Origin of the sequence: Microcoleus sp. B3-D7, from assembly GCF_036705305.1 — a bacterium.
In the GTDB taxonomy this organism is placed as follows: Bacteria; Cyanobacteriota; Cyanobacteriia; order Cyanobacteriales; family Microcoleaceae; genus Microcoleus.
On sequence record NZ_JAUBUE010000001.1, the window covers coordinates 257,074 to 269,623 of the forward strand.

At 44.7% G+C, this 12,550-nt stretch carries 11 protein-coding genes; 10 read left to right on the forward strand and 1 reads right to left on the reverse strand.

Annotated features, from left to right (window positions below; translation table 11 throughout):
- Window positions 1-203 precede the first annotated feature (203 nt).
- Window positions 204-2,561 carry a polysaccharide biosynthesis tyrosine autokinase gene (locus tag QUB25_RS00945; RefSeq protein ID WP_333181606.1) on the forward strand — a complete coding sequence of 786 codons (2,358 nt, stop codon included), beginning with the start codon at window positions 204-206 and terminating at the stop codon, window positions 2,559-2,561.
- A gap of 223 nt (window positions 2,562-2,784) precedes the next feature.
- Here the strand turns inward: QUB25_RS00945 and QUB25_RS00950 are convergent, their stop codons facing one another.
- Window positions 2,785-5,244: a CBS domain-containing protein gene (locus tag QUB25_RS00950; protein WP_333181608.1), complete on the reverse strand. Its 2,460-nt coding sequence runs from the start codon at window positions 5,242-5,244 to the stop codon at window positions 2,785-2,787.
- Between the two features lie 259 nt (window positions 5,245-5,503).
- Here QUB25_RS00950 and QUB25_RS00955 point away from each other — a divergent pair, with 259 nt between their 5' ends.
- The 9 genes from QUB25_RS00955 to QUB25_RS00995 all read left to right on the forward strand — a co-directional run bounded on the left by QUB25_RS00955 (window position 5,504) and on the right by QUB25_RS00995 (window position 12,392).
- Entirely contained in the window at window positions 5,504-6,178 is a 675-nt protein-coding gene (locus QUB25_RS00955) for a HEAT repeat domain-containing protein (protein WP_333181610.1), read from the forward strand.
- A gap of 177 nt (window positions 6,179-6,355) precedes the next feature.
- Complete coding sequence (locus QUB25_RS00960; protein ID WP_006633832.1) at window positions 6,356-6,610, forward strand: hypothetical protein; 255 nt, start codon at window positions 6,356-6,358, stop codon at window positions 6,608-6,610.
- A 236-nt stretch (window positions 6,611-6,846) separates the two neighbouring features.
- Window positions 6,847-7,962 (forward strand): inorganic phosphate transporter, encoded by a 1,116-nt coding sequence (locus QUB25_RS00965; protein ID WP_333181611.1) that lies wholly within the window; start codon window positions 6,847-6,849, stop codon window positions 7,960-7,962.
- Window positions 7,963-8,101: 139 nt separating this feature from the next.
- Window positions 8,102-8,443: a metalloregulator ArsR/SmtB family transcription factor gene (locus tag QUB25_RS00970; RefSeq protein WP_333181613.1), complete on the forward strand. Its 342-nt coding sequence runs from the start codon at window positions 8,102-8,104 to the stop codon at window positions 8,441-8,443.
- A gap of 104 nt (window positions 8,444-8,547) precedes the next feature.
- Window positions 8,548-9,252 carry an MIP/aquaporin family protein gene (locus QUB25_RS00975; RefSeq protein ID WP_333181615.1) on the forward strand — a complete coding sequence of 235 codons (705 nt, stop codon included), beginning with the start codon at window positions 8,548-8,550 and terminating at the stop codon, window positions 9,250-9,252.
- A 7-nt stretch (window positions 9,253-9,259) separates the two neighbouring features.
- Entirely contained in the window at window positions 9,260-9,919 is a 660-nt protein-coding gene (gene arsH, locus QUB25_RS00980) for an arsenical resistance protein ArsH (protein ID WP_333181617.1), read from the forward strand.
- 64 nt (window positions 9,920-9,983) lie between these two features.
- Window positions 9,984-10,379: an arsenate reductase, glutathione/glutaredoxin type gene (gene arsC, locus QUB25_RS00985; protein ID WP_333181619.1), complete on the forward strand. Its 396-nt coding sequence runs from the start codon at window positions 9,984-9,986 to the stop codon at window positions 10,377-10,379.
- Window positions 10,380-10,580: 201 nt separating this feature from the next.
- A complete protein-coding gene (gene arsS, locus QUB25_RS00990) occupies window positions 10,581-11,567 on the forward strand; it encodes an arsenosugar biosynthesis radical SAM (seleno)protein ArsS (RefSeq protein WP_333181620.1) in 987 nt (328 codons plus the stop codon).
- Window positions 11,568-11,666: 99 nt separating this feature from the next.
- A complete protein-coding gene (locus QUB25_RS00995; protein ID WP_333181621.1) occupies window positions 11,667-12,392 on the forward strand; it encodes a TVP38/TMEM64 family protein in 726 nt (241 codons plus the stop codon).
- Window positions 12,393-12,550: the final 158 nt, after the last annotated feature.

The following is a 12,550-nucleotide window of genomic DNA, read 5'->3' on the forward strand; positions in this document are numbered from 1 at the left end:
TGTAAAAGAACTTTTGCTGCCGGCATGGCATAGGGATTTAGTTATTTTTGTATACTATGTCAAAGTAGTGAGAACTATTAGAAGGAAGTGGGCTCGACCAACCAATAATTTCGTGTGATATCCTTAAGCCAATGCTTAAAGTATCAACCTGAAGGCTCGCAGAAGAAAGCTGATTTTACCCACAAAATATCAAAGAGGTCAACATGGAAAGAGAACAGGACGCTCATATCGTACCCATTAGCAACCAGAGCCGACAGGTGCAGCAATTTTCCGTTGACGAGGGAGAAGAGTTAAGCGCGCAGCCTCAGAAAGGATTGAATCTCAAGCCGTTGTTGAGGACTTTTCAGCGACAAGCCCTAATCATTATTGGGATTATAGGTATAGTAGGCGCTGGAGCTGTTTATCAGATCAAGGGAGGCAAGAAAACATATCAAGGCGATTTTCGGATGCTAGTGGAACCTGTGACAACGGAGGCAAGAATTGCTGACCCCTCTGCCCTAGCAAATCGCAGCGAGGGGGGAGGAGTACCTAATCGAGATTTTTTTAGTTTAGACTACGCAACTCAACTTCAAATTCTCCAGAGTCCTCAGATGCTGTCGGCTATTGTTAAACAAGTCCAAAAACGATATCCAGAAGTTACCGAGAAAATTCTTCAAAAAGAATTAGTCGTTTTGCGGATAGGAGAAGATGAGAGGACGCTGACTAAAATTTTGGAAGTGCGCTTCATGGGCAATGATCCTAAATTAGTTGAGTTCGTTTTACAAGAAACTAAAAAGAAATATTTAAAGTACAGTCTTGATGAACGCAAGACTCGGATTGGTGAAGGTGTTAAATTTATTGAAGACCAGCTTCCGGGACTCAATAAGCGCGTAAACAAGCTGAAATCGGAGTTACAGGTGATACAGGAGCAGCAAAAGATTACCAATCCTCAAGAACAAGGCGCGCAATTAATGGAGCAAGTTCGTACCGTAGAAACTTTAGAGTTAGAAACTCAAAGGCTACTGCAAGAACAGAAAACACTGTACGCTAACTTGCAAAAACAATTAGATTTTACACCAAATGAAGCTATTGCCGCTTCCGCTTTAAGCGAAGAACCTCAATATAAAGAGTTGCTGACCAAGGTTAAGGAAGTAGAAGGTCAGATTGCTGTAGAAACAGCTCGTTTTAAATCTGCTAACCCTATAGTGGAAGCTTTAGAGCGCAAGCGGGCAAATTTAGTCGCTTTGCTAAACCAGCAAACTGATCGAATTTTGGGGCAAAATTTAGTAGGCACCCAAGCTAATTCTAAAGTTCAAAATTTTCAAAATTCTATTCGCATAGGCTTGATTAAACAATTGGTTGATACTGCTAACCAAGTTGAAGTCTTAGAAGCTCGCCTTCAGGCAATCAGCCAAACTAAAAACAATTTAAACAGGCAAGCAACTGAATTCCCCACCATAGCCCGCCGCTACAACGAACTGCAACAGCAATTGGAAGTAGCCGCCCGCACCCGCGATCAACTTTTAAGCCAGCGGGAAACTCTGCGCGTCCAAGCCGCTCAAAGCCAAGTACCTTGGGAAATAATTTCTGAACCACGGATACCGCGAGATGAGAAGGGCGAGCTGATGACAGTTCCATCGAAAGCTAAAAACAAATTAGTGATGGCAGTTGTTGGAGCGCTAGTTTTGGGTCTGGGAGCTGCTATCCTCATTGAAAAGTTCCGCAATATTTTCTACTGTGCTGATGACGTTAAAGATGCGGTTGATGCACCTTTATTGGGAGCAATTCCTCTGGACAAAAATGCTAGAAAATTGCCGCCTTCTATTGCTAATGCCTATGCTTATCTTGAAGGAAAAGAGGGTAATAAGAAAAATGCTGCGGAATTTATAGAAGCTTTTGACTCTCTTTATACTAATATCCGCTTTCTTTCTTCAAATCGAACGATTAGCTCTTTGGCAATTGGTTCGGCTACAGTTGGCGAAGGCAAATCTACTGTTGCTTTAAACTTAGCTCACGTGGCAGCGCTGGCGGGTCAGCGAGTGCTGCTAGTAGACGGGAATTTACATTCGCCCAGCCTGCACTTGCTGTTGGAACTGCCTAATGTCAAGGGATTGAGCAACTTGCTCGACAATAAAAACGAACCCAATGAAATTATCCAACGATCGCATCTAGCAGATAATCTTTTTGTATTAACTGCCGGTCTCCCGAATCCTGGTACTGCCAGACGGCTGGCATCATCTCAGATGCAGTATCTAATGGAAGAACTTCAGGCAAAATTTGACTTAGTTATCTACGATACGCCGCCGCTGGCGGACAGTAAAGATACGAATTTTTTAGCGGCGCGCACCGATGGCATACTGATGGTTGTAGCAATTCACCAAGTCCCTTTTTCTGAAGTCAAAAAAGTTTTCAGTCAATTAGAAAATTTTGGTATACCATGCTTGGGCACAGTTGCGAATCATGCCCCTAAACGAAAGAAGTATCCAGCATCAAAATCATCAGTTGTTGAAGATAAAAATGAATATTTGAATTTGACACCAGCACCGTCTCGTATCCGCAAACTAGCTCCCAAAAAAGAGTGAGACCCAACAAAGATGACCCCAAAAAAAAGGATACCAGCTCCCGACAGGAGTCATGGAACTCCCAAAATTTTAGACTCTTGTTCAATCTCCTAGATGCGTCTGTGGAGTAAATCGAAAATCTAAAATCGTTCGACTGAGCGCGACTTGCCCCTCGCGCTCGCCGAACCTCTGAGGCCGAAGTCTAAAATCTAAAATCTAAAATCTAAAATTGACTGATGGCGGATTAATTTTCATCCGGGTTGGTAGGAAATGTGACGATAAAATTAGTCCAGCCATTCCTGCTTTCAACCTCAATTTTTCCTTGCAACTGTTCGACAAGTTTTTGAACCAAAGCTAAACCCAAACCTGTACCTCCTTGTTTCCAAGGATCGGCGTTGGGAACGCGATAAAATTTCTCAAAAATTCGAGGCAATTCCTCTATGGAAATGGACGATTGATTGCTGAGTGTAAATTGGATTTCTGAAGCCACAGCACTTGCTTGTCGCGAATTTGTCCTTTGTCCTTCTTGTTCCCAGTCTCCGTTTTTGCACTCAACTTTCAGAAAAATTTCGCCGTCATTGGCAGTATATTTGCAGGCATTGTTGAGGAGCTCGGCTAAAATTCGTCCCAAACTAGCGCGGTTGGAACTGATCGTGGGAAGGTGGCGATCGCACTCTACTCGCAAATCTTGGTGGCGGTCGTGGGCCCGGGTGTAAAACGGGTCGATAATAGTAGGCAGCCAGACTTCTAAGTTTACTGGTTCGAGGTCGATCGGACAAGTTGCTGCTTCGAGCCGCTGCAAATCTAGCAAAGCATTAATCAAATCAGTTTCTCTAGTACATTCTGTTTCTAAAATTTCTAGATAAATCTGGCGCCGATCTAGTGTGGGAGAAATTCTCAGCATATGAATAGCCATTTTTATATTAGCTAAAGGCGTCCGCAGTTCGTGAGAAACGGTGCTGAGAAATTCATCTTTGAGGACGTTTAAATGCTGGAGCTCGTGAACTTTTTGCTGCAATTCGGCGGTGCGTTCTTGGACTTGGCGTTCGAGGTCGGTGTTGAGATTTTGGACTTGCTGATAGAGTTGGGCTTGCTGAATGGCGATCGCGATTTGAGTTGCCAGTTGCAGCAGCAAATCCACTTCCGAAGGTTGCCACTGACGGGATTGGGAACACTGATGGACACACATCATCCCCCATAAATTGCCGTCTTGCAAAATTGGTACAATCAAATAAGCTTTGATTTGCGCTTGCTGGAACCGGGCATATTTTTCGGCGCTCAAACAGGCTTGGTCGAGGTCTGGAACCGCATAAATTTCCTGTTCGATCACGGAAGCAGATTCTTGCCAAATATTATCTGGCATGATTTCTCCCAATATTGAAGGCCAATTATCGGCAACGGATTCTGCCACTACAATGCCGTAATTGCTGGACTCTAAATGCAGGATTGCTACTCGGTCAGCTTGCAAAACTTGGCGGACTTCATCGACGCTGGCGTTGAGAATTTCTTCGAGGTTTAAGGATTGGTGAATCCGCAAGGAAATGTGAGTTAACAGCCGATCGCGCTGCAATTGTTCATGGAGTTTGGCAGTCCGTTCCCGCACCTGCTGTTCCAGTTTGGCGTTGCGGCTTTGCAGCAGTTCAACTTTTTCCGCTTGCAGTTGATAAACCGACTGCTGCAACTGTTTGACAACTCGGTACATTTCGGTGGGATCGAGGACTCTGAGCAAGCTGGTCTGAGTAATAATTCCCAACAGTTCTCCGCGCCCCCCGCAGACGACCAACCGCTGCACTTGTTGCTGCTGCATTTCTTTGTGCGCCGTCCATAGGGAATCGGAAGGCTGAAGAAATTGCAGGGGAGTTCTCATGACTTTTTGAGCTGGGGTTTGCTGGAAATTTAGTTCGAGAAACTGTGCCTGCACAAGGTCATATTCGGTAACAATTCCCAGCGGTTGGTGAAAGGAATAGTGAAAAATGGAGGTATAGTCATCTTTGGGCTTCTCCATTGTTAATTCTTTGTTTTTTGTAATCACTACGCAACTGACTTGATGCTCTGACATCAGTTCGGTTATGGTCAGCAGCGAGGCGGTGTGGGGCGCTGTAATTGGCGTAGTCATTAATTCTGCTACCCGCCGCAATTTAAGAATGTTTGAAGGCTGCAATACTTGGCGAATTCTTTCCCGTGTCAGCACTCCTACCAAGTGGCGAAATTGATTGACGATCGGCAAATAGCGAATCTTGTGCTGGCGAAATAAGGATAAAGCGGTAAACACGTCTTGGTCATCGGATTCTGTGAGGGAGACCGACACCGGGGACATCACTTCGGAAATTGGTATTTTGTGCAGGGCTACTTTGTGCTGGTTGTCTATTGTGCCTGCAGCTATCAGCCTCACTAGGTCGGCGGGTGTTAATATGCCGATTAACAGTCCGCGGCTGGGGTTGTCGGATAAGTTGCCTGTGGTAATAGTCTGCTGGTTCTGTACGACGAACACGCAGCTGGCCCGCACCTTTTCCGGCGCGGATGTTTCGGTTATCGCCCCCCGGTCTGCAGGTACAGGTGTTTTGACTAGGGGACAAGTGTTTTGCAACTGACTCATCAGGGCGATCGCCACTGCTAAGGAAGTTTCTGGCCCGGCAGTGAGGGGGTAGCGATCGATCGCTTGTTCTAAGGCTGAGGAGTAAAAGGGCGGGTGGTAGAACGGCATAGTTGATTGCAGGTTGTCAGAGGGCGGCTAACTATCGGGCAAAGCCTTAGGGAACGGCAGAAACACCTCGCCTGTGCTTGGGATTTAAATAATAGACTTTCTAATTGATTATTTCTATACAATCTGAGCTTTAGATTAATGGTGTCACTAATCCGGAACCTCAAATCCTTGGGCGGTTTTTACTGCCTGCTTTTCCCCTGAGACTCGCCTATAATCAAAATAACCCGAATGTAAAGTTTTACTACAAGATTTATCCATAATGACAACTTTAAGCTTAGAGCAAATTGCAGCCAAGTTAGAAAGCCAAAATTCCGCCGATCGAATGGTGGCTTTGGCCAACTTGCGGAATGTGCCTGCTGCAGAGGCGGTGCCTTTGATTAAAAAGGTGTTGAACGACGAAAGTTTGCAGGTGCGATCGATGGCTGTGTTTGCTCTCGGGGTAAAACCGACAGCAGAGTGCTATCCCATTCTAGTCAAATTGCTAGAAACAGACCCGGATTACGGCATTCGCGCTGACGCTGCAGGCGCTTTGGGCTATCTGGAAGATATCAGAGCTTTTGATGCTTTGGTGCGGGCTTTTTACGAAGATACTCAATGGCTGGTGCGCTTCAGTGCTGCTGTTTCTTTGGGAAATCTCAAAGATCCCCGGGCTCGCGACGTGCTGCTGAAAGCTCTCGACAGCGAGCAAGTGGTGATCCAGCAGGCGGCAATTTCGGCTTTGGGGGAAATTAAAGATCTTGGGGCGATCGATCGCATCCTCAATTTTGCTCAGTCGGAAGATTGGCTGATTCGCCAGAGGCTGGCTGAAGCTTTGGGCAATTTGCCGAGTGTTAAGAGCGTTTCGGCTTTGAAATACTTAGAAAAAGATAGGAATTCTCAAGTATCTAAGGCGGCAACAATTTCTCTCGATCGCCTGTCAAAAGCAGAAGCGTGACATAAAACTTTTAGTATGTTGAAAAACCCGGTTTATTCAATAAACCGGGTTAATCCGTATTTTAGCAATCTTAATAAAATTTATAGAGTAGTGAGTAAAACCACAATGTATTATTTAAGCTGCAAGGCTAAATCGCAAGTTAAAATAGTTGTCAATCTCCTTTAACTCAAACTAATCATGAATCAAGCGCCCAATCCCTTTAACTCAAATCCCTCCAATCCCCTAGACCCCTTGGAGCAAGAAGTTGACGATCAAGGTGAAGCATTGCCGAGACAGTACCACCCGGCAACTAAAAAAACTCTGCAAAAAGTCTTTATTATCCTGGTAGTTGTCGGGGCAATTATTGGGGGAATTCTGTCTATAGGGGTGATTTCGCTGATGCAGAAGGCGGGACTGACAGATGTGCCGGCAAGGGTACAGAATCCTAAGTGAATGGGTGGGTTGAGCGTACCTGAAGCGATCGCCGAGCCTTAATTATAATATCGTTCAATATCGTGCCCCTGTTGCTGGCGCGAAATTAAGATGCGATCGCTCGCCTAGTCCCAAAGAAATCTTAATATTTTCATTATTTTTTTTGATGCACCTGTGTCTATACAATCAAATTCGGTGCTGTAGCGGCCCGGGTCAAAAACAGTTTTAAATAAACCACACTTATTCTGAGTAAGACAATGTTACTTATTGCCCTATTTATCGCCACGTTTTTTTTAGCATACTGCAATGGTGCTAATGATAATTTTAAAGGCGTGGCGACACTGTTTGGCAGTCAGACGACGAACTATAAAACAGCAATTGGTTGGGCAACTATCACAACATTTGCAGGTTCAATATTTTCTATTTTTTTAGCAGAAACGCTGGTAAAAAGCTTTTCGGGAAAAGGGCTAGTCCCAGACGAGATCGCCAATGGCACAGATTTTCATTTGGCAGTCGCGATCGCTGCGGGTTTAACCGTTATTCTTGCTACCTTAACTGGATTCCCTATTTCTACAACTCACGGTCTTACAGGTGCCTTGGGCGGTGCAGGTTTAGTAGCAATTGGTACTCAAGTTAATTTTACTGCATTGCAAAAAAATTTTCTAATGCCTTTGTTGCTGAGCCCCATGATTGCGATTATATTAGGAGCTTTAATTTATGCGCTGTCTCGCTACCTGCGAGTTTATTTAGGAATCCAGAAAGAATGGTGTATTTGCGCTGGTCAAATTCAACAAATTATTCCCATTCCCCAGCCCGATGCAACTAACATACTTAAGTGCATCACAACCGCTGATGTCGCGATCGATTCTTTAGATAAATGCACGCAAAGGTACCTGGGGAATTTCTTACAAATCCCCAGCCAAAAGTTAGTGGATGTTTGCCATTTTATGAGTGCGGGAATCGTCAGTTTTGCCAGAGGATTGAACGATACGCCGAAAATTGTTTCCCTCATGTTAGTCGGTCAATCAATATCAGTTCAGTGGGGAAGTTTGGCAGTAGCTTTGGGGATGGCTATCGGCGGTTTATTGAATGCTAAAAAAGTTGCCGAAACCATGAGCAAAAAGCTGACAGCAATGAATACCGGTCAAGGGCTGGTGGCAAACTTAGTGACTGGATTTTTAGTTATTGTTGCCAGTCGTTATGGGCTTCCAGTTTCTACTACCCATGTTTCGGTAGGTTCAATTTTTGGTGTTGGATTGATTTCAAAAAAAGCTAATGTGCGCGTTTTCTATCAGATTCTACTATCATGGATTTTGACCTTGCCAATTGCTGCTACAATCAGTGGCTGCGCTTACTGGGTGTTGCATCGCTAAGAGAATTAATAGTTAGTCCTAGAATAGAAAGAGTTCGCAGTTGATTTGGGATTGCCATCAAAGGATAACCTTACCAAATCTAACGGTAAAAACAAGAAATCGCGCCGGGAGTTTTTGAATAAAAATTTAAGGGTAATTTATGGTTAAAAATTCTCCGATCGCGCCGCCTGTTGCAGATAAATCGATCGCTGCTGGCTTTCACGCTCTTTCCGATCCTTTGCGGCTTCAGATTTTGGAGTTGCTGCGGGAACAGGAGTTGTGCGTGTGCGATTTGTGCGATCGACTTTCTGTTCCTCAGTCTAAACTCTCTTTTCACCTCAAAGCCTTGAAGGATGCAGCTTTAGTCCGCAGCCGCCAAGAAGGACGCTGGATTTACTACAGCCTCAATTTGACCCAGTTTGTCGCCCTCGAACAGTACCTCGCCGAATACCGCCGCTTCAGCCAGATCCTGCCGGCGCGCCCCTGTTCCGACGCAGGTTAACCCATCAACATTTCTTAATCACTCAGATACTGATATCGCTTGTTTGATAATTGACATATCAAATTTTATTGATATGATGGGATGGAACAAATTAGTTGAGAGCGATGGATGCAACAGCTCATAGGTTAGGTTGTGCTCGGCCAGATTGCAGACGAGAGGCGATCGCCGAATTTATAGGTACATTTATTTTGGTTTTTGCTGGCACGGGCGCCGTGATGGTTAACAAAACTAGCGCTGGTTCCGTAACTCATTTAGGCGTTAGTTTTGTATTTGGTGCAGTAGTCTGTGCCCTGATTTACGCCCTAGGACACATCAGCGGTGCACACTTTAATCCGGCCGTAACTTTAGGGTTTTGGGCGAGCGGTTTTTTCCCAAAATACAAAGTTTTGCCTTACGTTTTAGCGCAGTGTGCAGGCGCGGTCGCAGCTTCTCAAGTGCTGCTAATTACTTTAGGTGACGTAGCAAATCTCGGTGCAACTATCCCTCTCAATGGTAATTGGTTGCAGTCTCTAATTTTAGAAACTGTTTTAACCTTTATCTTAATGTTTGTTATCCTCGGTTCGGGATTAGATAGACGCGCTCACATCGGCTTTGCCGGGATAGCAATTGGGTTAACTGTAGGATTAGAAGCTGCATTTATGGGACCGATTACCGGAGCGAGCATGAATCCGGCACGATCGCTCGGTCCTGCTTTAATTGGGGGTATTTGGAACCACCATTGGGTTTACTGGGTTGCCCCTATCTGGGGATCACAATTAGCAGTGGCAGTTTATCGAGAACTGTCTAACGGATTTCGGGATTTTAATTGAAAGTATCATGACAAATTTTACGCACAAACCGAGAATCCTGTTTTTATACGGCTCTTTGAGAGAGCGTTCTTACAGCCGCTTGTTGGCGGAAGAAGCGGCGAGAATTATTGAGGATTTTGGTGCAGAAATTAGGTTCTTTAATCCTCTAGAATTGCCGATTTACGGTAGCGTTCCCGATACTCATCCGAAGGTTCAAGAGTTGCGGGAATTAAGCCTGTGGTCGGAGGGTCAAGTGTGGTCTAGTCCAGAAATGCACGGCAATATTACCGGCATTATGAAAAATCAAATTGACTGGATTCCTTTAAGTATTGGGGCCGTCAGACCGACTCAAGGCAGAACTTTGGCGGTGATGCAAGTTAGCGGTGGTTCCCAGTCTTTTAATGCTGTCAATACTTTGAGAATTTTGGGCCGCTGGATGCGGATGTTTACGATTCCGAACCAGTCTTCGGTTGCGAAAGCTTATCAGGAATTTAATGAAAATGGGACGATGAAGGATTCACCTTATCGCGATCGCGCGATCGACGTGATGGAGGAACTGTACAAGTTTACCCTGCTGTTGCGGGAGCAAACGGACTATTTGACCGATCGCTACAGCGAACGCAAGGAACAAGCAGCTAAAGAGGCGATCGCCCTAGCAAATCGCGCCCTTGAATTACCGGGCGCTTAGAAACCGCCGACACCCCGACAACAACCCATAACCAACAACTAACAACTAACAACCAAAAAAAACCATGAAAAAAGTAATGTTTGTTTGCAAAAGAAACTCCTGCCGATCGCAAATGGCAGAAGGATTTGCTAAAACCATCGGAGTCGGCAAGATTGGAGTCACCAGTTCCGGTTTAGAATCAAGCAGAGTTCATCCGACAGCAATTCAAGTCATGTCAGAAATCGGCATTGATATCACAGATCAAACATCAAACCCCTTAAGCGAATTCAATGCAGAAGACTACGATGCAGTAATTTCTCTCTGCGGCTGCGGTGTGAATTTACCCGAAGCGTGGGTATTGCGAGAAGTGTTTGAAGATTGGCAACTCGACGACCCCGACGGACAACCCCTCGAAACTTTTCACCGCGTTCGAGATGAAATTAAAGCACGAGTTGAAACATTAGTTGACTCTCTAAAGTAAGATTAATAGTCCTACACGCACGAGTGGTCAGAAATCGGGTTTTTTTCTAAGAAGACGCTTTACATCCCGCAAAAACGGCACAAAACCCGGTTTCGTGGGTTTTGATGCGTCCAGAACTATTGGAATTAGTGCTAAATTATGAGAGGCGTTCCGCCGGAACGCCTCTACATTCGTTGCGAGCACAGACCAAAAGGTTAGCACATGATTCAGACAGCAGTCACGCCTTTCAAAAACAAAATTAACTCAGCTTTAACTAAAAAGCAGATTACAGTTTTACAAATTAATCTCGGCAAACGCTGCAACCTCGCTTGCACTCACTGCCACGTAGAAGCTAGCCCGAAACGAACAGAAGAACTTGCCCCGGAAATTTGCGACCAATTAATTGAAATTATTCGCCGCTTTCCTGAAATTAAAACTGTTGACCTCACCGGCGGTGCTCCCGAAATGCTTTACGGTTTTAAACCGCTAGCGGAAGCTGCCAGGGCGGCAGGTAAAGAGGTAATTGTTCGTTCTAATTTGACGATTTACTTTGAAAAAGGTTTTGAAGATATTCCCGAATATTGCGCGCAGCACCAACTCAGAATTGTGGCGTCGCTTCCCTGCTACCAAGCTGACAATGTGGACAAAATGCGCGGCAACGGTGTTTTTGACAGTTCGATTCGGGCGCTGCAAAAGCTAAATCAGTTGGGATACGGGAAAAACCCAAATTTAACTCTGGATTTGGTGTACAATCCACAAGTGCCGGCTACAGAAAAATTTTCGCTAACACCGGAACAAGGCAAGTTAGAGCAAGATTACAAGATTTATTTAGCCGAACATTTTGGGATTTGTTTTAATCAATTGTTCGCGATTACTAATTTGCCGGTGGGACGGACTAAGTTTCATTTGGAACATAAGAAACTGCACAAGCCTTATCTGGGGTTTTTGGAGGATAATTTTAATCCCGGTACTCTGGAACATTTAATGTGCCGCAACGAATTGTCGATCGACTATTTGGGCAATGTCTACGACTGCGATTTTAACCAAATGGAAAATCTGCCAGCGAAAACTGGCAGCGGGGAAAAGATAACTGTTGCTAAGTTGCTCGAATCTGGTAGTTTAGATGTGATTCAAGAGGTGCAAACTGCTGCTTATTGTTATGGATGTACGGCAGGTTGCGGTTCTAGCTGCGGCGGTACTTTGATTTAATTTAAGGGAAAAGTTGCGCTTTATTACAAAGTTTTTTAGCGCTAAAGCGCAACTACAAACCTTACGGTGTATGCAATGAATGAATGGAGAGTTTAGGTAATGAATGATTCGCGATCGCCCGGTGAAAATTCGCCGCCATCCAACAGGTGGAAGCTGATTTTAGGGATTGGTTTAGCTGTGGCTTTAATTGCAGCTACCAGGTTTTTTAACTTCCAAGGAATTCTGAAAAATGCCTTGGAGTCGATCGCGAGTCTCGGCCCTTGGGGCCCGGCAGCTTTTATTCTAATTTACATTGTAGCAACGGTTCTATTTATCCCCGGTTCTTTGCTGACTCTCGGTTCTGGGGTTTTGTTTGGAGTCGTTGGCGGTTCGGTTTGTGTTTCCATCGGCTCGATTTTAGGCGCAACTTGCGCTTTTTTGGTAGGGCGGTATTTAACTCGCGACTGGGTTTCCAAACAGATAGAGGGCAATCAAAAATTTAAGGCGATCGACTCCGCAGTTGCCTCTGAAGGATGGAAAATTGTGCTGCTGACGCGACTTTCTCCCATTTTTCCGTTTAATTTGCTTAACTATGCTTTTGGAGTCACGCAGGTATCTTTAAAAGATTATTTTTTGGCATCTTGGATCGGTATGATTCCTGGAACTGTGATGTATGTTTACATCGGTTCCCTGGCCGGGAGTTTGGCTGCACTCGGATCTAGCGGGCGATCGCGCACTAATGCTGAGTGGACTCTCTACGGCATTGGTTTGGTAGCAACGATCGCCCTCACCGTTTATGCAACCCGCTTGGCAAAAAAAGCTTTAGACGAAAAAATTTCCCCTTGAAACCACAGCGCAAATTAGTAAAATTGTCAATAAGTATTTACCTATACCTTATAATACATGGGTAATTTAAAAAACTCCGTGTTTTCTCTGTGTTATTTATAATTATTTTGTTATACAAACGAGATAGATATTAAAGATATCGTAAAGCAGTAACCTCA